Here is a 21,080-nt window from a genome sequence, read left to right on the forward strand (position 1 = left end):
CCGCCTGCCGCCGCACCTGATGCGCACTGCATCCGGCAGCCGCCCCCGGGACGGCAGGGCAGCGGCCGCCATGCGCACCGCCGGCCCATACAGGAGACCCGCCGTCATGCATCGTGCCGCCGAACCCGCTGCGCTTTCCGATTTCACCCGCCAGGCTGCCGCTCCGGCCGATCCGACTGAGACGGACCGTGCCGACCTGATCGCGCGTGCCCATGCGCGCTCGGCCGGCTTCGGCCTGGATGCGCGCCATGCACCCGGCTTCGACGCCGTGAGCCCGCGCGCGCTGGGGGAGCTGGTCGACGCCAGCCGCGACCTGTACCGCCATGCGCTGCCGGTGATGGAGACCCTGCATGCGCAGATCGCCAATACCGACAGCATGGTACTGCTGACCGACCGCAGCGGCGTGATCCTGCACAGCCTGGGCGACGGCGATTTCGTGGCGCGGGCGCGGCGCGTGGCACTGGCGCCAGGGGTGTCGTGGTCAGAGCCGAGCAAGGGCACCAATGCCATCGGCACCGCGCTGGCCGAGGCCCGTCCCACGCTGGTCCACGCCAGCGAGCATTTCCTTGAATCCAACCATCAGCTGACCTGCTCGTGCGCGCCGATCACCGGGCCCACCGGCGCGATCCTCGGCGCGCTGGATGTCAGCGGCGATCATCGCGGCTTCCACCGGCACACCATGGCACTGGTGCGGATGTCGGCGCAGATGATTGAAAACCACCTGTTCGCCAACCACTTCCCGGACGCGGTGCTGGTGCGCTTCCATGCGCGGCCCGAGTTTGTCGGCACGCTGTTCGAAGGCATGGCGGCGTTCTCCCCCGACGGCGCCTTCCTCGCCGCCAACCGCAGCGGGCTGTTCCAGCTTGGGCTGGCGCCGCATGCGCTGGCGGCGGCCGGCTTTGCCGAACTGTTCAGCCAGCCGGTGCGCGTGGCGATGCAGGCGCGCGCCACCGCGGCCGGCTCGCTCCAGGTGCTGACGCTGCCCAGCCGGGTGCAGGTGTTTGCCCGTATCGATTTCCTGGCCGCGCCGATGGCCGTGCGCCAGCCGAGCGCGGAAGACCCGCTGCCGCCGGCGCTGGCCGCACTCGATACCGGCGACGCCACCGTGGCCGCGGTGCTGCGCCGCGTGCGCAAGGTCAGCGGGCGCGATGTCACCATCCTGGTCCAGGGCCGCACCGGTACCGGCAAGGAGTGGCTGGCACGCGCCGTCCATGCAGCCTCGCCGCGCGGCAACGGGCCCTTCGTCGCGGTCAACTGCGCGGCGATCCCCGAATCCCTGATCGAGGCCGAGCTGTTCGGCTATGAAGAAGGCGCCTTCACTGGCGCGCGCCGCCGCGGCTGCGCAGGCAAGGTCGTGCAGGCGCACGGCGGCACGCTGTTCCTGGATGAGATCGGCGACATGCCGCTGGCACAGCAGGTGCGCCTGATGCGGGTGCTGCAGGAGCGCACCGTGACCCCGCTGGGCAGTGCGCGCGCGGTGCCGGTCGATGTGCGCGTGGTCTGCGCCACCCACCGCGACCTGCGCGCGATGATTGCCGAAGGCACCTTCCGCGAGGACCTGTATTACCGCATCAATGCGCTGGCGGTGACACTGCCCCCGCTATGCGAGCGCAGCGACCTGCCCGTGCTGGTCGACCGCATCCTGCGGCGGCAATGCGATGAAGCCGGCGTGCAGTCGCCGCTGCACGTCGATGCCCAAGTGCTGGCGCTGCTGCGCCGGCATCCGTGGCCGGGCAATATCCGTCAGCTTGCCAACGTGCTGCACACGGCAGCGATCCTGGCGGAGGGGGAGATCGAGATCGGCGTGGAACACCTGCCGGAAGGGTTTGAGCAGGAGTGCGGCAATATGGCAGAGCGCAGTGGTGCTGCGCCCGAAGCAGCAGCGCCAGCGTCGTCACAGGCCAGCCGCATGCGCGACTGGGAAGCTGGCCTCATCCGCCAGGCGCTCGCCCGGCACGGCGGCAACGTCAGCCACGTGGCGCGTGAGCTGGGGGTGTCGCGCAATACGATCTATCGGCGGTTGAAGGAAGGGTTGGAGGGCGACGAGCAAGAGTTGGAACGCTGAGACGTCATCCCGTCCCGCTTGTTTGCTCCCCTCTCCCGTTTGCGGGAGAGGGGAGCACGCCTTCGGCAAGCAAGCACCGACATCAGCAAGCTATCATCGCGCCCCTCACAACCCCGGCTGCGCCGCCAGCCACGCAGCCTCCTCATCGCTGAACAACTCCGACCGGGTCAGGAACCGCTTCCCCGTCCGTCCCTCCAGCGAAAACATCCCGCCCGCGCCCGGCACCACATCGATCACCAGCCGCGTGTGCTGCCAGTACTCGAACTGCGCGCGCGTCATGTAGAACGCCGCGCCGCCGATCTCGCCCAGGCAGACATCGGCCGCTCCCACCAGCAGTTCGCCGGCGGGATAGCACATCGGCGCGCTGCCGTCGCAGCAGCCGCCGGACTGGTGGAACATCAGCGGCCCATGCTGCGCGGCCAGCTCCGCGATCAGCGCGAGCGCCGCCGGGGTTGCCACGACGCGCGCGACCGGCGCCGTGGCAGGAGCGGACGTCAAGCCCGCCATGGTCAGAAGAACCCGAGTGCGTTGGGGCTATAGCTCACCAGGAGGTTCTTGGTCTGCTGGTAGTGGTCGAGCATCATGCGATGGTTCTCGCGGCCGATGCCCGACTGCTTGTAGCCCCCGAATGCGGCATGCGCGGGGTAGGCGTGGTAGCAGTTGGTCCACACACGCCCCGCCTGGATGCCGCGGCCCATGCGGAAGGCGCGCGCGCCGTCACGGGTCCAGACGCCGGCACCGAGCCCGTAGAGCGTGTCGTTGGCGATGGCCAGGGCCTCTTCTTCATCCCTGAAGGTGGTCACCGATACTACCGGCCCGAAGATCTCTTCCTGGAAGATGCGCATCTTGTTGTGGCCGGCGAATACCGTTGGCTTGACGTAGTAGCCGCCCGCCAGGTCGCCGTCCAGCACGTTGCGCTCGCCGCCGGTGAGGCACTGCGCGCCTTCCTTGCGTCCCAGGTCGATGTAGGACAGGATCTTCTCCAGCTGTTCGGCGGATGCCTGCGCGCCGATCATGGTGCCGGTGTCGAGCGGATGGCCCTGGCGGATCGCGGCCACGCGCTTGAGTGCGCGCTCCATGAAGCGGTCGTAGATCGATTCCTGGATCAGCGCGCGCGACGGGCAGGTGCAGACCTCGCCCTGGTTCAGCGCGAACATGGCAAAGCCTTCCAGCGCCTTGTCGAAGAAGGCGTCGTCGGCGGCCAGCACGTCTTCGAAGAAGATGTTGGGCGACTTGCCGCCCAGCTCCAGCGTCACCGGGATCAGGTTCTGCGACGCGTACTGCATGATCAGGCGGCCGGTGGTGGTCTCGCCGGTGAAGGCCACCTTGCTGATGCGCGGGCTCGATGCCAGCGGCTTGCCGGCTTCCAGGCCGAAGCCATTGATCACGTTGACCACGCCCGGCGGCAGCAGGTCGCCGATGACTTCCATCAGCACCAGGATCGACGCGGGCGTCTGTTCCGCGGGCTTGAGCACCACGCAGTTGCCGGCGGCCAGTGCCGGGGCCAGCTTCCACGTAGCCATCAGCAGCGGGAAGTTCCACGGGATGATCTGGCCGACCACGCCCAGCGGCTCATGGAAGTGGTAGGCGATGGTGTCGGCGTCGATCTCGGAGATGCCGCCTTCCTGCGAACGGATGCAGCCGGCAAAGTAGCGGAAGTGGTCGACCGCCAGCGGCAGGTCGGCGGCGGTGGTCTCGCGCACCGGCTTGCCGTTGTCGATGCTCTCGGCCACGGCCAGCAGCTTCAGGTTGGCTTCGATGCGGTCGGCGATGCGGTTCAGGATATTGGCGCGCTCGGTGGTGGAGGTGTGCGCCCATGCGGCCTTGGCGGCGTGCGCGGCGTCCAGCGCGGCATCGACATCCTGCTGGCCCGAGCGCGGCACGCGCGTGAACGGCTGGCCGGTGATCGGCGTGATCGATTCGAAGTACTCGCCGCCGGCCGGCGGCACCCAGGCGCCGCCGATATAGTTTTCGTACTGCTGCTTGTAGGGGTTGCTGACGCCCAGCTGGGCGATTTCCGCCATGTTCATGTCTCGCTCCGTTCAGTGATCTGTGTGGTGTCGTCACGGCGTGGAAGCCGCGCGCACGGCAGGCAGATCGCAAGAGCTGTGCCGGGGCGGGGCCGGAGCAAAAAACGGGGAAAACGCGGGGAAAACCGGGGGTGCGTGCGCTGGGAACGGGTGGGATGTGTCACGCGCCGGCACGGCTGTGCCAGTGCGTGACAGCGGGTGTTCCAGAATGGAACACCCGGGACAGGGCCTCAGTGCCCGGGGCCTGCCGCGCGCAGCGCCTTGACGGCGGCGGGCGTCACGTCGGCCGGCTGGCCGCCCCAGGTGGCGCGCAGGTAGTTGGCCAGCTGCGCCAGTTCTTCATCGTTCATGCGCGCGGCAAAGCCCGGCATGTCCTGCATGGCTTCCGTCCCGGGGAAGCGCTGCGCCTCGATGCCGTCGAGCATCGACACGATCAGGTTGTGCGCATCGGCGTTGCGCACGGTGGAGTTGCCGGCCATCGGCACCGCCACGTGCGGCTTGCCTTCGCCCTCGCGCCCGTGGCAGCCGGCGCAGACCGCCACGTAGTGGCGGCGGCCCGGTGCCAGTTGCGCGGCATCGGCGTTGATGGCCTTGACCGGCTGCGGCGCGGGTGCCTTGTCACCGAGCAGGTAGGTGCTCATCGCCGCCAGGTCGCCCTGGTTCAGGTACTGGCTGCTCAGATGCACCACCGGGTACATCTCGCCGAAGGCCGAGCCCTGCGGTGCGATGCCGGTGGCAAAGAACTGCTGCAGGCCGGCCGTGGTCCAGCCGCGCGTGGCCAGGCCGGCGGGGGTGATGTCGGGCGCGCCCACGCGTGACAGCGCGGCGCCGGCCAGGGGCCGGGACAGGTCCAGCCGGCCGAACGCGGCGCGCGGCGTATGGCATTCGGCGCAATGGCCGAGCGCGTTGGACAGGTAGCGGCCGCGCTGCCACGACTCGGAATTGCCGGAGGAGGCATCGGGCAGCTTGTTCTCCAGGAACAGCAGGTTCCAGCCCACCAGCGCAAGGCGCAGGTTGTACGGGAACTGCAGGTCGTGCGGGCGGTTCGGCACCGCCGCCGGCTTCACCTGCATCAGGTAGGCGTACATGGCGTCGGTATCCGCGCGCGACAGGCCGCGGTACGAGGTGTACGGCATCGCCGGATAGAGATGCTTGTCGGGCGTCTTGCCGTCATGCAGCGCCGTGTAGAAGTCGTCGGCGCTCCAGTTGCCGATGCCGTGCTTCTTGTCGGGCGTGATATTGGTCCCGTAGAACTTGCCGAACGGCGAGGCCAGTTCCACGCCGCCGGCAAACGGCGCGCCCTGCGGCGCGGTATGGCAGGCGGCGCAGTCGCCCGCGCGCACCAGGTAGCGGCCGCGCGCGATCTGCTCGGCGGGCGGGAGCTGGGTCTTGGGGGCCTGGTCGGCGGCGGGCGCGACGGCTTCGGTGTCGCCGCCGCAGCCGGCCACCAGCGTGGCGGCGGCCAGCGCGGCAAACGCCACGCGGGCGAAGCTCAGGAAGGCGGGTCGCTGCATCACTTGGCGCTCCCGCTGTCCCTGACCAACCCAGGGGTGCCGGTGATCACGTCCTTGACCGCCTCGTAGTAGCGCACATAGCCCGTGCAGCGGCAGATATGGCCATCCAGCGCGGCGGTGATGGTCTCGTCGACCTGGTCCCTGGCCACCGGCTTGCGCTTGAGCTGTTCCACCAGGATGGTCGCGCCGTTGACGAAGCCCGGCGTACAGTAGCCGCACTGGAAGCTGAAATGCTCCAGGAACTTCTGCTGCACCGGCGTGAGCTCGACCACCTCGCCCTTGTCGTTGCGCTTGCCGTGGCCTTCCACGGTGCGCACCTTGCGGCCCTGGAACCAGTGCGCGCCGGTGATGCAGCTGCGCACTTCCTCGCTGGTGCCGTCGGCCTTGTCGTGGATCACCACGCAGGCATGGCAGATGCCCTGGCCGCAGCCCAGGCGCGAGCCGGTCAGGTCCAGGTACTCATGCAGGAAGTCGATCATCATCAGGCCTTCGGGCACGTCGAGCGGGCCGACGTCCTTGCCGTTGATGTTGAGCGTAAGGGGTTGGGTGGCGATGCTCATGCGAGGATCTCCTGGATCTTTTCGGCCGTGACCGGCAGGTCGGTGAAGCGGTGGCCGATGGCATGCGCGATGCCGTTGACGATGGCGCCCACCACCGGGATCATCACCACCTCGGCGATGCCCTTGGGCGGGTCGGTTTCAGAGACGGGTGGCAGCACTGTGCCGCTCTGGGACCACACGGCCACGTCGCTGGCGCGCGGCAGGTGGTAGCGGTTGAAGTTCCAGGTGCCGTTGCCGGGGCCGTCCTCGTAGAGCGGCAGGTATTCATGCAGCGCGTGGCCGATGCCCATGGCGACGCCGCCCTGCAGCTGGCCGGACACCAGTTGCGGCGACAGCTGCGTGCCGCACTCCATGATGGAATGGTGCGACAGCACCTCGACCTTGCCGCTGGCCTCGTGCACCGACAGTTCCACCAGTGTGCCGATCGCGCTGTAGTACGTGACCGCGGCGTTGTTGCGCTGCGTGGGCGCGATGTAGACCTTCTTGCGGTCGAGCACGTCGTAGCCGCCGCTGGTGCGCATGCGTGCCTTGCGCGCGCTGTCGGCACCATCGCCGTAGCGCACCGACAGGCCGTCGATGGGCAGCCGCGCCGCGTGGCCGTTGATGTCGAAATCGGCCTCGCTCCACTGCCAGCGGTTGAATACGTGCACGGTGGCCCCGGTGACCAGGCCCATTTCATGCGCCTTGGCTGCCAGCTGCTCCAGCGGCAGCGCCTGCAGGCCGCCGGCGCCGAGCTTGCCCTCGGCCCAGCGCGCGTCTTCCACGCGCACCACCAGCGAGGCCGCCTGGCCGCCGCCGATGCCCTGGCTCCAGATCGCCATCGCCGCCGGCCACAGGCCGTGCATGAAGATCACGCGCGCGGCTTCGCGCGTGCTGTGGGTGAAGTAGTAGGCCGAGTTGGTGGCGCTGGAGGGCGATGCGTACGACGGCGTCCAGCGCGGGTTGGCGGACAGGCGGTCCTGCTCGGCCTGGCTCATCAGGTACGGATCGCCGGAAGTCACCATCGGCAGGTCGGCCCACTCGGTGACCGAGGTACGCACCTCGGCCGCGGGCTTGCCCAGCCAGCGCGCCACCGCGGCGGCCTGCGAGGTCGACATGCCGGTGCCGATCTCGGCGCCGGAGTGATGCAGCGCGATGCTGCCGTCGGCCTTCATCTCGACCCTGGCGAACGAGGCTTCGGCGCCGGTGCCGAAGTCCTTCTGCACGCAGGCAAAGCCCACGCCGTAGCGGCGGCCCGGGTTGGCGGCTTCGAACTCGGCCTTCTTCTTCGCACGGCCGGTCCACAGCGGATGCGCCCTGGCGGCTTCCAGGACTTCGTCGACACGGATCGCGCCGGCGGGGATGGCGCCCTGCGTGTTCTTCATGCCGGAGCGCAGCGCGTTCTTCAGCCGGAACTCGATCGGGTCGAGCTTGAGCCGTTCGGCGAACTCGTCGACCATCATCTCGGTCGCGGCCATGCTCTGCAGCGTGCCGTAGCCGCGCGCCGAGCCCGCGTCGATGGCGCGCGAGGCGATCGCGACCGCGCTCAGGTCGTTCTTCGGGAAGTAATAGATCGATTGCGCCGCGGTGGCGCCCACCATCGCCACCGAGGGCGAGAAGTTGGCGCGGCCGCCGCCGTTGGCCTCCAGGTCGCCCTGGAAGGCCTGGAACAGCCCGGTCTTGCGGTCCACGGCGATGCGGTAGCGCATCTTGAAGGCGTGGCGCTTGATCGAGGTCTGGAACTGCTCGTAGCGGTCGTTGGCCAGGCGCACCGGCTTGCCCTCGGCATAGAGCGCCGTGACCAGGCCGTAGAACGGGACGTTGTAGTGGTCCTTGGAGCCGTAGCCCACGGTGTAGCACGGGTGCAGGAACACCTGCTTCACCGGGAACGCACCCTTGGCCTTCGCCAGCATTTCGCCCGCGCTTTCGGCGACTTCGATCGGGGATTGTGTTGGCACCACCATGTGCAGTGCCTGCGCGGCGGCGTCGTACCAGCAGTTGGCGTTGTCGGGCTCCAGCGCCGCGGTATCGATCGACTGCGTGTTGTACTCGCGCTCCAGCACCAGCCAGTCCTCGGGCGGCCTGGCCAGCTGCGCGCGGATCGCGTCGGCGTGGTACATGCCCTGCTCGCCGAGCTGGCCGTGGTCCTTGCCGTCCGGCCACACCGGCTGGTGCTTGCGCATCATGCTGGGAAACACCGGCGCGTTCTTCAGGCTGGAGAACACGTCGTCGTCCTGCGGCGTGGCGCCGCCCACGCGCACGAAGCGGAAGGTGCCCCACGGATCGCGCTCGAGCGGACCCGTCCTGGCGCCAAAGCGGACCACGTCGTCGCGGAACTTGAGCTTGTCCTTGGCAAAGCGGAAGCGCGCGAAGTCGTGATAGATCAGGATTGCCACCGCGTGGCCCAGGTAGGCCGGGGTCTTGCCCCTGGGCAGCAGCATGTCTTCGCCGTAGAAGGCGGGGAAGGCCACGCCGTCGCGGGCAAGGTCTTCCGCGGTGACCACGCGGTCCGGCTTCAGTTCGTCGCCCAGCACGGCGAGGTCGAAGCCCTCATAGGCGCGATCGGCCTGCGTGGCGCGCAGGATGAAGGCGTGTGACTGCTGCTGCGGCCAGTGCGGCATGTCGCGCGCGCGGATATCGCGCGCGAACACCTTGGCGCCGGTGACCTTGGCGATGCCGTCGATGCGGAATTTCGGGATGCCTGCCTTGGGGTCCCACTGGACCGGGGTCAGGAGCTTGTCTTCGAACAATGCCGCGAAGGCTTTGCCGCCGATGGGTGCGATATAGACCGACACCCCGGCCACGACGCTGGCTTTCAGGAAAGTGCGCCGTGAAGGGTTGAAGCTGGGCATGGGGATTCCTTGGGGATTCCTTGAGGATTGCGCTGATGGCAGCCGGCCCGCGCCCCTTCCTGGCTGGCGCAGGTGCAGGAACGTCTGATGGGATCAGGATCGGCGACAGGGCCGGGCACGTCAAGGAGCGCCGGTGCCGGCACAGGGCGTGGCGCTTGCGGCCGCGAGGGCAGGCGCGGGCCGACGCCTTGCCGGCGCGGGTGAGCGAGGGGCGGGCATTGCTTGTCATGGTCCTGGCGCGGTCTGGCTGCGCTGACCCGCGATTCTCGCCGTCCCTAAGGGTTAACCTCAAGCCGGTGAGGTGAATAGTGGTTATCAGGCGGGGCGAATAGTCCTCTTTCAGGCCGTGGAGGCGGCAGCCGGCTGAAGTGGCGGAACCGGCTGCCCGTTCACCGGAACACCAGCGTCCTGCCGCCGTTGCGCAGGACCCGATGTTCCGCATGCCATTTCACCGCCCGCGCCAGCGCCACGCATTCCACGTCGCGTCCGATGGCGGTCAGCTGCGCGGGGTCCATGGCATGGTCCACGCGCGCGATTTCCTGTTCGATGATAGGGCCTTCGTCGAGGTCGCCGGTCACGTAATGCGCGGTGGCGCCGATCAGCTTGACGCCGCGCTCATAGGCTTGGGCGTAGGGGCGCGCGCCCTTGAAGCTGGGCAGGAAGGAGTGATGGATATTGATGGCGCGGCCTTCCAGGCGGCGGCACAGGTCGTCGGACAAGACCTGCATGTAACGGGCCAGGACGACCAGGTCGATACTGTAGTCGCAGACCAGGTCCCACAGTCTCGCTTCCTGCGCGGCCTTGCCTTGCGGCGTGGCATTGAGCAGGGGCAGGTGATGGAAGGGAATGTCGTAGCTCGCCGCAAGCTGGTAGAAGTCCTTGTGGTTGGAGACGATGGCCGGAATCTCGATGGGCAGCTGGCCGGTGCGGTGGCGGAACAGCAGGTCGTTCAGGCAGTGGCCGATCTTTGACACCATCAGCATCACGCGCGGCTTGCGCGCGGCGTCGTGCAGCGACCAGTCCATCTCATGCGCGGCCGCCACGCCCGCCAGCGTGCTGCGCAGGGCAGCGAGCGCCTCGTCGGGGTCCTGGCCTGCGGGCAGCGGCCGCTGGAAGTGCACGCGCATGAAAAACCGCGCGCTGTCGCGATCGCCGAACTGTGCGGAATCGACGATATTGGCGCCGGCTTCCACCAGCAGGGCAGAAACGGCATGGACAATGCCGGGACGGTCGGGGCAGGACAGCGTCAGGATGTAGCTGGCGGTTTCGGTCTGGGCCACTGGCATGGGCACTCCGGTATCCGGTTGCATCGATGAAGGTCAGGCCTTGGTCCGCTCGCTGGCCGGATCGTATGGCGCGCGCAGGTGGATGCGCGCGGGCAGCAGTTCGCCGGCCAGGTCCACGTGATACTTGCCGCCCTCGATCCATGCCGCGTCGGCCGGACCATCGGCGCGTGCCAGCAGCCCCATGCCGACCGGACAGCCGAGGGTATGGCCGAACGCGGCGGACGTGACGAAGCCGGCCGGGCGCACGCTGCCGTCCTGGGCGGTGCGCAGGATCGCTTCGCCGCCCCAGAGCATGGCCTTGCTCGCGCCGTCCAGCGTGACCACGGCAACGCGCCGGCGCACCTGCGCGGCGCCGCCGGCCGCGCGCAGCTTCAGCAGCGCTTCGCGCCCGCGGAACGGGATGTCCGTGTTCAGCTTGCAGGCAAACGACAGCCCGGCCTCGAACGGATGGATATCGGTGGTCAGTTCGCGGCTCCAGGCGCGGTATCCCTTCTCGATGCGCAGCGATTCGATGGCGTAGTAGCCGGCGTTGACCAGCCCGAAGCGTTGTCCGGCCTCGTGCAGGGTGTCATGCACGCCCACGGCGAATTCCACCGGGACATACAGTTCCCAGCCCAGTTCGCCCACATAGGTCAGGCGCGTCGCGCGCACCGTGGCATAGCCGAGATCGATCTCTTTCGAGGTGCCGAACGGGAACGCCTCGTTGGAGAAGTCGGCGCGCGATACGCTCTGCAACAGCTCGCGCGAGCGCGGGCCCATCACAGCCAGCACGGCGTACTGGCCCGTGACATCGACAATCGCGCAGCGCTTGTCGGCGGGAATCAGGCGCTCGATGTAGTTGAAGTCGCGCGTGGTCTGCGCCGAGCCGGTCACCAGCAGGTACTGGTCGTGCGCCAGCCGCGTCACGGTCAGGTCGGATTCATAGGTGCCGCGGTCGTTGAGCATGGCGGTGTACACGGTCTGCCCCGGCGGCACGGCCACGTCGTTGCTCATCACGTATTGCAGCACGGCCTCGGCATCGGCCCCCTTGACGAGGTACTTGGAGAACGAACTCATATCGAACAGCGCCACCGCTTCGCGGCAGGCGCGGTGTTCCGCGCCGCTCCACGGCAGCCAGTTCTGCTGCCCGAAGGCGTAGCGGATCTCGGGCGACTCGCCGGCCGGTGCGAAGAAGTTTGGCCGTTCCCAGCCCATCTTGCTGCCGAAGTTGGCGCCGGCGGCGCGCAGGTGGGCATAGAGCGGCGAGCGGCGGAACGGCCGCGCCGTATCCAGTTCCCGGTTCGGCCAGGGCATCGCGTAGTGCAGGCCCAGCGTTTCCTTGACGCGGTCGTGCAGCCAGCTTTCGTTGCCGTTGAAGCCGGCAAAGCGTCGGATATCAACCGGCCACAGGTCCATGGTCGGCTCGCCCGCGACAATCCATTCGGCCAGCGCCATGCCCGCACCGCCGGCGGAGGCGATGCCCATCGAGTTGAAGCCCGCGCCCACGTAGAAGTTGCGCAGCTCGGGCGCCTCGCCCAGGATGAAGTTGTTGTCCGGCGTGAACGACTCCGGCCCGTTGTAGAACTGCCTGATCTGCGCCGACTCCAGTGCCGGAACGCGGATCAGCGCGTTTTCCATCAGGATCTCGAACTGGTCCCAGTCATCGGGCAGCAACTGGAACTCGAACGGCTCCGGAATGCCCTGCATGCCCCACGGCTTGGCATTGGGCTCGAAGCCGCCCATCACCAGCCCGCCGACTTCTTCCTTGAAGTAGATGAAGCCGTCCGGGTCGCGCATCACCGGCAAATCCGGGTGCACGCCGGCAATGCGCTCGGTGACGATGTAGTAATGCTCGGCCGAGTGCAGCGGCACGGTCACGCCGCACATCTGGCCGACCTTGCGGGCCCACTGGCCGGCACAGTTGACCACGATCTCTGCCTCGATGCGGCCTTCGTCGCCGGCCTTGTTGCGCCAGCTGACGCCGGTGGCGCGGCCATCGCGGGTATGGATCGCGGTGATCTTCGTATCCTGCGCGATGACGGCGCCGCGGCTGCGCGCGCCGCGCGCCAGCGCCTGGGTCAGGTCGGTCGGGTTGGCCTTGCCGTCGCCGGGCAGCCAGACCGCGCCGAGCAGGTCGTCGGTATGCATCACCGGCCACAGCTCGCCAGCCTGGGCGGGCGAGATCACCTCGCAATCCACGCCATAGGCCCGCGCCACCGCCGCGGTGCGGCGCAGCTGCGTCATGCGCTCGGCGGTGCGCGCGACCGAGAGCGAGCCGCATTGCTTCCAGCCGGTGCCAAGGCCCGTTTCCGCCTCCAGTTCGCTGTACAGCTGCGTGGAGTAGCGGATCAGCCTGGTCATGCTTTCCTGCGAGCGCAGCTGCCCGACCAGCCCGGCCGCGTGCCACGTCGTGCCGCATGAAAGCTGCCCTTGCTCAAGCAGCACCACGTCGTTCCAGCCCAGCCTGGTCAGGTGATAAGCCACGCTGCAGCCGATGATGCCGCCGCCGATGATGACGACGCGGGAGTGGGAGGGCAGGGGTTGGGGCATGTAGGCACCTTGGGAATGAGTGATCAGCGTGTGGCTGGATCTTATTCCACAAAATGCCAAATAACAACACAAATTGCAACAGAGCAAGAGCTCTGTCAGTGCGCGGTCATTTACGCCGACCTCCGCGGTTCGGTGGCCTGCGGCAGCGCATCGGAGCTCGATTCCTCTTCGGCATAGGCGCGCCCGCCGAAGCGCAGCGCGGAATGTTCGCGGCGCGACTGGAACAGCGGGTAGAACATCTGGATGAACCAGCGCTCCTGGCCAAAGATCAGGTCGTCCTGCAGGCCGACCCTGGCCGGGTACTTGCGCGTAATGTAAGCGGTGCCGAACAGGATGTCCCAGAAAAACAGGAGATTGCCGAAGTTGCCCTTGTAGTGCCCGATGCCGTCCTCGTTCGTCAGTGCGTGATGGGCCCAGTGCGTGGCAGGCGTCGAGATGGTCCGTTCCAGCAGCCACATCAGCGGGCGCAGCGCACGGATCCTGTACAAGGGCTCGTCCCAGCGCCATGCGCTATGCGCTCCGAGAATCACGGCGATCTTGATGAGGAAGTAGATGCCGTAGACCTTGGCAAAGCCGAGGTACAGCATCACACCCGCGCACCAGAGACCCGGCATCATCAGGTAATAGAAGAAGTTGTTGCGGTACGTGATGCGGATGCTCATGTATTGCGCGGTGTGGTGCGCACGGTGCAATGGCCACAGCAACGGGCTATGCGATATGCGATGCCACCAGTACTGGGTCATGTCATCGCAAACCAGCAGGATCGCGGCCATCGCCCACCACGGCAGGTCCGCCCAGGCGCCGCGCTGCTCCGGCATCAGCCAGGTGCAGAGCGCGTTCGTGGCGAGCACCAGCAGCGGCTGCACGACCGCCAGCAAGCTCAGGAACATGGCCAGTTCCAGCCGGGTGTCGTCCTGTGTGGCGTGAACGCTGTTTTTGTAGCGCCGTGTGACGATCTCCAGCCCGGCAAAGCCAAGCATGATTGTCACGATCAATATGTTCTGCAGGTGCGGACTCATTTGGGTGTCTCCGATCTTGCTTTATGGTCTGTACGACGCCAGTGTCCGGATGACTGTAGGCTTGCCGTGTCGATGCGTCCAATGCATACTCTGCAATGTTCTAATGCGTCATGAGCATTGAGATGATGGACCTCCGCCGCCTCAGCCACGTCCTGGCGCTTGCCGATACGTTGCATTTCGCGCGGGCGGCGGAGCGCGTTCACCTTAGCCAGCCAGCGTTCAGCCGCAGCATCCAGGCCATCGAAGGCGACCTTGGCATCCGCCTGTTCGATCGCGACGTCGGAGATGTGCGGCCAACCCCGGCCGGCGAATTCGTGATCGCGCGGGCGCGGCGGCTGCTGTTCGATGCACGCTGCCTGCAGCGCGATGTCGATCTCTATCGCGACAGCCAGTTGGGCGACACGGCATTCGGCATCGGGCCCTTCCCGGCCGCGACCCTGTTGCCGCAGGTGCTGACCGAACTGCGGCGACTGCATCCGCAAGTTGCCTTGCGCGTGGAGGAGAGCAACTGGCAGCAGTTGCTGGAACGCCTGCGCGCGGAGGACATCGAGTTCTTCGTTGCGGATGTGCGTGACCTGCCCGACGACGCGGCGCTGGATATCCGTCCCCTGGGAAGGCAGCGCGGCGACCTCTACGTCCGCGCCGGGCACCCGCTTACCGGACGTCAATACGCATTGAAGGACGCCTGGGCATACGGCGTCGCGGCGACGAAGCTGCCACGCCCGGTGCGCGCTGCGCTGGCAAGGATGCTTGGTTTGCCTGCGGGCCAGGACGCCACCCTTGCGCTGGAATGCGATGACATTGCCGTGCTCCGGCGCGTGGCGTTGTCCACCGACACGGTGCTTGCCGCGACGCAGGCATCGATGCAGGACGATGTTGAGTCAGGCGCGCTGCTGCCGCTGCAAATCCGCGGACTGCCCTCGCTGTACTCCGAAATGGGGGTGGCGAGCCTGCGCAACAGGACGCCGTCGCCGATGGCGCAGAATGCCATCGCCTGCTTCACGCGGGTAGCAGCCGAAGTGAACATCACCACGGGTGAATGACGCTTAGCGTGCCATCTGCAGCGTCACAATGCCCGCCAGCACCAGCGCCGTGGCAATCAGCCGGCGCCGGTCAAACGGCTCGCGCAGCAGGAAGTGCCCGAGCAGCGCGGCAAAGATCACGCTGGACTCGCGCAGTGCCGCCAGCTTGGTCACGGGCGCCATGGTCATGGCCCACAGCATCAGCGCATAGGATCCCACCCGGTTGATGCCGCCGATCCACGCGCGCTTCCATTCCGTGCGCAACAGTGCCAGCAGCGCGGAGCCGCGGCGGCTGAAGGCGTAGCCGGGCATGAACACATGCGACATCGCCTGCAGCCAGACGATATAGGTGAAGACCTCGCCATAGCGCTTGACCGCGGTGCCGTCGATGACGGTGCCGCCCGCCAGGCAGGCGCCGGCCAGCAGCGCAAAGCCGAGCAGGTCGGGCGATTGCCGGCGCCAGCGCACCAGGCTGACCAGCCCGCAGCAGATCAGCGCGATGCCGGCATAGCCGCCGGGCCCCAGCCGCTCGCTGCCGGTCAGCAACAGCAGGATGGCCACCATCATCGGCGCCGAGCCGCGCATCAGTGGATAGGCCTGGCTGAAGTCGCCGCGGTTGTAGGCGGCCACCAGCGACAGCTTGTAGCCGACCTCCAGCGCCACGGTGGCCAGCAGGAAGGGCCACACCTGCGGCGCGGGCAAGGGCACCAGGAACAGGAAGGGCAACGCCGCCAGCAGGCAGAAGGTGTCGATCAGCGCCATCGATGAGAGGCGGTCGCCGCCGATCTTGACGATGGCATTCCACGACGCGTGCATCAGCGCGGACAACATCACGGCGGCAAAGGCCAGGCCGTGAAAATCGGGGGGGAGGGACATGAAGGACCAGGTTTGCGAACCGAGGGTTTGCTCCCCTCTCCCGCTTGCGGGAGAGGGGAGCCTGCCGCGGGCGTTGGGTGACGGTTGCTTACGCCGCTTGCGCCAGTGGCGCCTGCATCGTGATCCCCATCTCGCGCAGCACCTCGCCGATCGCTGTCACCACGTTGCGCATCTCGTTGTCATCGATCGCGCCAATGCACCCGACGCGGAAGGTTTCCATCTGCGTCAGCTTGCCCGGATACAGGATGTAGCCGCGCTCGCGCACCCTGGCATAGAAGCTCTTGAAGTCATAGCGCGCGTCGGCCGGCGCGTGGAAGGTGACGATGATCGGCGCCTGCACCGCCGCGGGCAGGAAGGTGCGGAAGCCGAGCGCGGCCATGCCCTGCACCAGTGTGTCGCAGTTCTTGCGGTAGCGCGCGCCGCGCACCGGCTGGCCGCCTTCCTCCAGGAACTGGTCGAGCGCGGTGCGGAAGGCCGCCACCACGTGCGTGGGTGGCGTGAAGCGCCACTGCGTGGTCTTCTGCATATAGACGTACTGGTCGTACAGGTCCAGCGCCAGCGAGTGGCTGTTGCCCTGGCTGGCTTCCAGCACATCCTTCTTCACCAGCACGAAACCCATGCCCGGCACGCCCTCGATGCACTTGCCGGTGGCGGCCACCAGCGCATCGAACGGCATCGTGCGCGCATCGATCTCGATCGCGCCGAACGAGCTCATCGCATCGACGATCAGCCCCTTGCCCAGCCGCTGGCACAGCATGGCGATGTCCTGCAGCGGGTTGAGCACGCCCGCGCCGGTTTCGCAATGCACCTGGGCCACGTGCGTGATCGACGGATCGCGCCGGATGGCTTCTTCGATCAGCGCGGCGGTGGCGGGCTGGTCTTCGGGAATCGGCAGTTCCACGCTGGCACGGCCCAGCACCTTGCAGATCTTGAGGATGCGCTGGCAGTAGGCACCGTTCTGCGGCACCAGCACCTTGCCGTCGCGCGGCACCACGTTGGCAATGGCGGCTTCCACCGAGAAGGTGCCGCTGCCTTGCATCGGCACGCACACATGGGTGCCTTCGCCGTGGACGATGCCCACCAGGTCGTCGCACAGGCTGCGCGTGATGGCGTTGAAGGCGGCGTCCCACGACCCCCAGTCGCGCAGCATGGCCTGCTTGGTGGCGAGCGAGGTGGTCAGGGGGCCGGGGGTCAGAAGGATCGGGTCGTTGCCGCGAATCATGGAGAGCTCCTGATTGGGAAGGAGTGGATACAAGGGAAGGTCAGTCGTTGCCCTGGCGCCAGGCCTGGGTCTTGCGGTCGAGCACGCGTTGCAGCAGGTAATAGAGCAGGCAGGCGAAGGCCGAAGTCAGCACCACCAGGGTCGCCATGGCCGCCGCGGGGCCGATGTCGCCGGATTCATCCAGGTTGACGATCTCGACCGAGGCCAGCTTGGTGTCGGCGCCGTACAGGAACACCACCGCCGAGACCGTCGTCATCGCGTTGATGAACAGGTAGCGCGAGATCTCCAGGATGGCGGGCAGGCAGGCCGGCACCGTGACCTTGAGGAAGGTCTTGTAGAACGGCACCTTCAGCGACGCGGACACGGCCTCGAACTCGCTGTCGAGTTGCTTGAGCGCGGTCACGGCGGTCAGGTGGCAGGACGCGTAATAGTGGACGATGGTCACCAGCACCAGGATGCCCAGCGTCTGGTACAGCCCGTGCATCGGGTTGGCCTGCGGCACGAAGAAGAAGATGTAGCCCAGGCCCAGCACCAGCCCCGGCACGCCCATCGGCAGCACCGCCATCAGCCGCACGAAGCTGCGCAGCCAGTCCAGGCCGCGGGTCTTCTCCAGCAGGTAGGCGGTGGCGAAAATGAACACCGGGCCGATCAGCGCGGCCAGGCCGGCCATGCGCAGGCTGTTCAGGTAGGAATCGACCACGCCGCCCTCGACCAGCCCCACCCGGTAGTGGTTCAGCGACAGCGAGAAGTTGTACGGCCACAGCTTGACGAAGGATGCGTAGATCGCCATGCCCATCACCGCCAGCATCAGCGCCGCCATCAGCCAGCAGAACACCGCCATGGCCAGGTCGAAACGGCGGCTGCGGCGCGGCACGTAGGGCACCGAGCGCGCCGACATCAGCGCCATCTGGCGGCGCTGCACGCGCGCGTCGATGTAGTAGGTGACCGCCACCGGCACCAGCAGCATCAGCGACACCACCGCGCCCTGCGAGAAGTCCTGCATGCCGATCACCAGCTTGTAGATGTCGGTGGCCAGCATGCCGAAGTTGCCGCCAATCACCTTGGGGATGCCAAAGTCCGAGATCGCATAGGTGAACACCACCATGGCCGCGCTGACCAGGCCGTAGCGCGCGCCCGGCACGGTGATGGTGAGGAACTTGCGCACGGTCGAGGTGCCCAGCGCATCGGCCGCCTCATACAGCCGAGCGTCGGTCAGCGACAGCGCCGTGATCAGGATCATCAGCGCATGCGGGAAGGTGGCGAACACCAGCGAGGCCACGATGCCCAGCGGCCCGTAGATCTGCGTGCTGCCCATCCAGGGCTTGAACAGCCCCTGGTTGCCGAACCAGAAGATGAAGGAGATCGCGGCCAGCAGCGACGGCGCCAGCAGCGGGATCAGCGCCAGGTTGCGCAACAAGCCCTTGCAGGCGATGCGGCTGCGCGTCAGCGCATAGGCAAAGCTGAACGCCAGCGGCACCGTGATGCAGGTGGCCAGGGCGGAGACCCACAGGCTGTTCCACACCGACTGCAGCAGCGCGGGCGATTCAAAGTAGGCACGGAAGTGCGCGATGCCGGCCAGGCTGCCGTCGCGGTTCTGCACGCTCTTGGCCAGGATCATCACGATCGGCGCCAGCACGAAACAGGCAAGCGCCAGCGCGGCCAGCGCCAGCAGCACGTGGGCGAGGCGGTCGGTCCAGTGCGCGCGCACCGAGGTAGCGACCAGGGCCGGCGGCCGGGGCTGGGCGCCAGGGTTGGCAGGCCCTGCCGGCGCGCTGGTGGCGGCGGTGGCGGGGAGGGTGTCGGTGGCCGGCATGGTGGCAGACGTATTGGCCGGCGCCGCAGTGAGGCTCATGCGCATGCGTGGCGGAAGATGCGGATACGGTCAGCGGGAATGGCCAGGCGCAGCAGGTCGCCGGTGTGCGGGCGCAGCTCGTGCAGGTCATTGAGGGAGAGGTCGGCATAAAGGGCACCCCCCTGGGCACCCCCCGGCGCACCGGCGGCCGCGTCAGGCAGGCGCAGTGTCAGCCGCGAGAACGCGCCGAGGAACTCGATCTTGTCCACGGTGGCCTCCAGCACGTTGGGGCCATGCTGTTCGATCCCGCGCACGCACACGTCTTCCGGGCGGAAGAACACCTGCACGTCTTCGTCGGCGCAACAGCCCGGGGGCGCGGCGCAGCGCATGCGCACGCCGCCCAGCTGTAGTTCGCCGTCGCCGCAGACGCGCGCGCCCAGCATATTGGTCTTGCCGACGAAATCCGCCGCGAACGGCGTGGCCGGGCGCTGGTAAATCTGCGCCGGCGTGCCCACCTGCTCGATCGCGCCCTGGTTCATCACCACGATGCGGTCGGCCATCGACAGGGCCTCTTCCTGGTCGTGCGTGACCAGGATGGTGGTGATGTTCAGCCGCTGCTGCAGCGCGCGGATCTCGCTGCGCAGGCGCACCCGCACGCGGGCATCGAGCGCGGACAGCGGTTCGTCCAGCAACAGCAGGCCGGGCGAGGTGGCCAGCGCGCGCGCAATCGCCACGCGCTGCTGCTGGCCGCCCGAGAGCTGCGCCGGGTACTGGTTGCCGCGGTCGGGCAGCCCCACCAGCGCCAGCAACTCGTCCACGCGGGCGCGGCGCTGGTCGCGCGGCATGCGGCGGTTGACCAGGCCGTAGGCCACGTTGTCCGCCACCGTCAGGTTGGGGAACAGCGCATAGGACTGGAACACGATGCCGTAGTCGCGCTCCATCGGCGGCAGCGTGGAGATGTCGCGGCCGCCCTGGTGGATGGTGCCGGCGCTCTGCGATTCCAGGCCGGCGATGATGCGCAGCAGCGTGGTCTTGCCACAGCCCGACGGGCCCAGGAAGCACAGCAGCTCGCCCTGGCGCACGTCCAGGTCGATATGGTGGAGTGCCACGAAGGCGCCACCGCTTTTGCCGCCGTTGCCGCCGAAGCGCTTGTGGATGCCCTTCAGGCTGAGATAGGTCTCGGCCGTGGATGTGGAGGTCTGCATGGTGTTGGGGGCCTGGTGTGTTCTGTTGGGGGATCCGGCGGCCCTTTGCCCCAGGGCGGGGCGAGGGCGCCGGTACAGGACGGCGCTCAGGCGCTCAGGGCTGCTTCTCCGACTTGCTGGCATAGCGCTTCTGCCATTCGGTCAGCACGCGCTCGCGGTTCCTGGCGATGTAGCTGAAGTCGTTCTTGACCAGCATCTGCTCGTAGTTGGCGGGGATGGTCTCGACCTTCCTGGCTATGCCCGGATAGGCAACGATGGCCCAGTCCCTGGCATACAGCTGGTTGGCTTCCTTGCTGGCGAGCCAGTCCATGTAGCGCTGCGCGGCCTCCATCTTCCTGGTGCCCTTGACGATGCCGGCGGCCTCGATGTCGTAGCCCAGGCCCTCCTTGGGGAAGATCATTTCAATCGGCGCGCCCGAGGCCAGCGTCTTGTGCGCGCGCAGCTCGAACGAGATGCCGATCGGGAACTCACCCGAGCCCGCCTGCTTGCATGGCTTGGAACCCGAATGCGTGTACTGGGCGATGTTCTCGTGCAGCCCGTCCATGTACTTCCAGCCGTCCTGCTCGCCGTAGAGCTGCAGCCAGGCGGTCACGTCCAGGAAGCCGGTGCCGGACGAGGCCGGGTTGGGCATCACGATGGTGCCCTTGTAGATGGGTTTGGCCAGGTCCTTCCAGGTCTCGGGGCGCGGCAGGTTGCGCTTCTTCGCTTCGACGGTGTTGAAGCAGATGGTGGCGCCCCAGACGTCCAGTCCCACCCAGGACGGCGGCGTGGCCTTGTCGCTGTAGTCACGCGTCAGTTTCTCGAAGCCCTTGGGGGTGTAAGGCGTCAGCATGCCTTCCTGCTTGAGCACTTCCAGGCTCGACGCCGCCAGCCCGGCGACCACGTCGGCCTGCGGGTTGCCTTTTTCGGCCAGCGCCTTGGCGGTGATGACGCCGGTGGAGTCGCGCACGTACTTCAGTTCGATATCGGGCGCCACCTTGGCGAAGCCCTCGGCGTAAGGCTTGAGGGTCTCGATCTCCCACGCCGTATAGACGGTGAGCGTGGTTTTCTGGGCCAGCGCCGTACTGGAGGCGGCTAGCGCAAGCAGGGCCGCGGCCGTGCGCAGGGTGGTAGTGAAGGACGGTTGCAT

At 67.6% G+C, this 21,080-nt stretch carries 15 protein-coding genes; 2 read left to right on the forward strand and 13 right to left on the reverse strand.

The window, feature by feature from the left end; translation table 11 throughout:
- Positions 1-106: 106 nt before the first annotated feature.
- Complete coding sequence (locus ACZ5MJ_RS28805; RefSeq protein WP_464224354.1) at positions 107-2,065, forward strand: sigma-54-dependent Fis family transcriptional regulator; 1,959 nt, start codon at positions 107-109, stop codon at positions 2,063-2,065.
- Positions 2,066-2,170: 105 nt separating this feature from the next.
- Here ACZ5MJ_RS28805 and ACZ5MJ_RS28810 read toward each other — a convergent pair whose 3' ends face one another.
- The 8 genes from ACZ5MJ_RS28810 to ACZ5MJ_RS28845 all read right to left on the reverse strand — a co-directional run bounded on the left by ACZ5MJ_RS28810 (position 2,171) and on the right by ACZ5MJ_RS28845 (position 13,834).
- The gene (locus tag ACZ5MJ_RS28810; protein WP_464224355.1) at positions 2,171-2,572 is read right to left on the reverse strand and encodes a DUF779 domain-containing protein; all 402 of its coding nucleotides are present in this window, start codon (positions 2,570-2,572) and stop codon (positions 2,171-2,173) included.
- Between the two features lie 2 nt (positions 2,573-2,574).
- On the reverse strand, positions 2,575-4,095 hold the full coding sequence (adh, locus tag ACZ5MJ_RS28815) for an aldehyde dehydrogenase (protein WP_464224356.1): 1,521 nt from the start codon (positions 4,093-4,095) through the stop codon (positions 2,575-2,577).
- Between the two features lie 230 nt (positions 4,096-4,325).
- Positions 4,326-5,609 carry a c-type cytochrome gene (locus tag ACZ5MJ_RS28820; RefSeq protein WP_464226636.1) on the reverse strand — a complete coding sequence of 428 codons (1,284 nt, stop codon included), beginning with the start codon at positions 5,607-5,609 and terminating at the stop codon, positions 4,326-4,328.
- Positions 5,609-6,169, reverse strand: a complete 561-nt coding sequence (locus tag ACZ5MJ_RS28825; RefSeq protein WP_464224357.1) for a (2Fe-2S)-binding protein — start codon at positions 6,167-6,169, stop codon at positions 5,609-5,611. The genes ACZ5MJ_RS28820 and ACZ5MJ_RS28825 overlap by 1 nt, the downstream gene beginning before the upstream one ends.
- Entirely contained in the window at positions 6,166-9,000 is a 2,835-nt protein-coding gene (locus ACZ5MJ_RS28830; protein ID WP_464224358.1) for a xanthine dehydrogenase family protein molybdopterin-binding subunit, read from the reverse strand. Before ACZ5MJ_RS28830 ends, ACZ5MJ_RS28825 begins: the two co-directional genes overlap by 4 nt.
- A gap of 389 nt (positions 9,001-9,389) precedes the next feature.
- Positions 9,390-10,286, reverse strand: coding sequence for a formyltetrahydrofolate deformylase (gene purU / locus ACZ5MJ_RS28835; RefSeq protein ID WP_464224359.1), 897 nt, complete (start codon positions 10,284-10,286; stop codon positions 9,390-9,392).
- Positions 10,287-10,319: 33 nt separating this feature from the next.
- Complete coding sequence (locus ACZ5MJ_RS28840) at positions 10,320-12,815, reverse strand: GcvT family protein (protein WP_464224360.1); 2,496 nt, start codon at positions 12,813-12,815, stop codon at positions 10,320-10,322.
- Positions 12,816-12,925: 110 nt separating this feature from the next.
- Complete coding sequence (locus tag ACZ5MJ_RS28845) at positions 12,926-13,834, reverse strand: sterol desaturase family protein (protein WP_464224361.1); 909 nt, start codon at positions 13,832-13,834, stop codon at positions 12,926-12,928.
- 122 nt (positions 13,835-13,956) lie between these two features.
- Here ACZ5MJ_RS28845 and ACZ5MJ_RS28850 point away from each other — a divergent pair, with 122 nt between their 5' ends.
- Positions 13,957-14,877, forward strand: coding sequence for a LysR family transcriptional regulator (locus ACZ5MJ_RS28850; protein ID WP_464224362.1), 921 nt, complete (start codon positions 13,957-13,959; stop codon positions 14,875-14,877).
- A 3-nt stretch (positions 14,878-14,880) separates the two neighbouring features.
- Here the strand turns inward: ACZ5MJ_RS28850 and ACZ5MJ_RS28855 are convergent, their stop codons facing one another.
- The 5 genes from ACZ5MJ_RS28855 to ACZ5MJ_RS28875 all read right to left on the reverse strand — a co-directional run bounded on the left by ACZ5MJ_RS28855 (position 14,881) and on the right by ACZ5MJ_RS28875 (position 21,080).
- Positions 14,881-15,732, reverse strand: a complete 852-nt coding sequence (locus ACZ5MJ_RS28855) for an EamA family transporter (protein ID WP_464224363.1) — start codon at positions 15,730-15,732, stop codon at positions 14,881-14,883.
- 88 nt (positions 15,733-15,820) lie between these two features.
- A complete protein-coding gene (locus tag ACZ5MJ_RS28860; protein WP_464224364.1) occupies positions 15,821-16,954 on the reverse strand; it encodes a 2-aminoethylphosphonate--pyruvate transaminase in 1,134 nt (377 codons plus the stop codon).
- 40 nt (positions 16,955-16,994) lie between these two features.
- Complete coding sequence (locus tag ACZ5MJ_RS28865; protein WP_464224365.1) at positions 16,995-18,812, reverse strand: putative 2-aminoethylphosphonate ABC transporter permease subunit; 1,818 nt, start codon at positions 18,810-18,812, stop codon at positions 16,995-16,997.
- Complete coding sequence (locus ACZ5MJ_RS28870) at positions 18,803-19,951, reverse strand: putative 2-aminoethylphosphonate ABC transporter ATP-binding protein (RefSeq protein ID WP_464224366.1); 1,149 nt, start codon at positions 19,949-19,951, stop codon at positions 18,803-18,805. Before ACZ5MJ_RS28870 ends, ACZ5MJ_RS28865 begins: the two co-directional genes overlap by 10 nt.
- Before the next feature lie 94 nt (positions 19,952-20,045).
- Complete coding sequence (locus ACZ5MJ_RS28875; RefSeq protein WP_464224367.1) at positions 20,046-21,080, reverse strand: putative 2-aminoethylphosphonate ABC transporter substrate-binding protein; 1,035 nt, start codon at positions 21,078-21,080, stop codon at positions 20,046-20,048.

Source organism: Cupriavidus sp. LA-1 (assembly GCF_055385985.1).

Excerpts from the sequence above, each read along its gene's own strand:
- ACZ5MJ_RS28830 (WP_464224358.1), bottom strand. The coding sequence starts at position 9,000 with ATGCCCAGCTTCAACCCTTCACGGCGCACTTTCCTGAAAGCCAGCGTC.
- ACZ5MJ_RS28825 (WP_464224357.1), bottom strand. The coding sequence starts at position 6,169 with ATGAGCATCGCCACCCAACCCCTTACGCTCAACATCAACGGCAAGGAC.
- ACZ5MJ_RS28810 (WP_464224355.1), bottom strand. The coding sequence starts at position 2,572 with ATGGCGGGCTTGACGTCCGCTCCTGCCACGGCGCCGGTCGCGCGCGTC.
- ACZ5MJ_RS28860 (WP_464224364.1), bottom strand. The coding sequence starts at position 16,954 with ATGATTCGCGGCAACGACCCGATCCTTCTGACCCCCGGCCCCCTGACC.
- ACZ5MJ_RS28845 (WP_464224361.1), bottom strand. The coding sequence starts at position 13,834 with ATGAGTCCGCACCTGCAGAACATATTGATCGTGACAATCATGCTTGGC.
- ACZ5MJ_RS28870 (WP_464224366.1), bottom strand. The coding sequence starts at position 19,951 with ATGCAGACCTCCACATCCACGGCCGAGACCTATCTCAGCCTGAAGGGC.
- ACZ5MJ_RS28855 (WP_464224363.1), bottom strand. The coding sequence starts at position 15,732 with ATGTCCCTCCCCCCCGATTTTCACGGCCTGGCCTTTGCCGCCGTGATG.
- ACZ5MJ_RS28840 (WP_464224360.1), bottom strand. The coding sequence starts at position 12,815 with ATGCCCCAACCCCTGCCCTCCCACTCCCGCGTCGTCATCATCGGCGGC.
- adh (WP_464224356.1), bottom strand. The coding sequence starts at position 4,095 with ATGAACATGGCGGAAATCGCCCAGCTGGGCGTCAGCAACCCCTACAAG.
- ACZ5MJ_RS28875 (WP_464224367.1), bottom strand. The coding sequence starts at position 21,080 with ATGCAACCGTCCTTCACTACCACCCTGCGCACGGCCGCGGCCCTGCTT.
- ACZ5MJ_RS28865 (WP_464224365.1), bottom strand. The coding sequence starts at position 18,812 with ATGCGCATGAGCCTCACTGCGGCGCCGGCCAATACGTCTGCCACCATG.
- ACZ5MJ_RS28820 (WP_464226636.1), bottom strand. The coding sequence starts at position 5,609 with ATGCAGCGACCCGCCTTCCTGAGCTTCGCCCGCGTGGCGTTTGCCGCG.
- purU (WP_464224359.1), bottom strand. The coding sequence starts at position 10,286 with ATGCCAGTGGCCCAGACCGAAACCGCCAGCTACATCCTGACGCTGTCC.
- ACZ5MJ_RS28805 (WP_464224354.1), top strand. The coding sequence starts at position 107 with ATGCATCGTGCCGCCGAACCCGCTGCGCTTTCCGATTTCACCCGCCAG.
- ACZ5MJ_RS28850 (WP_464224362.1), top strand. The coding sequence starts at position 13,957 with ATGATGGACCTCCGCCGCCTCAGCCACGTCCTGGCGCTTGCCGATACG.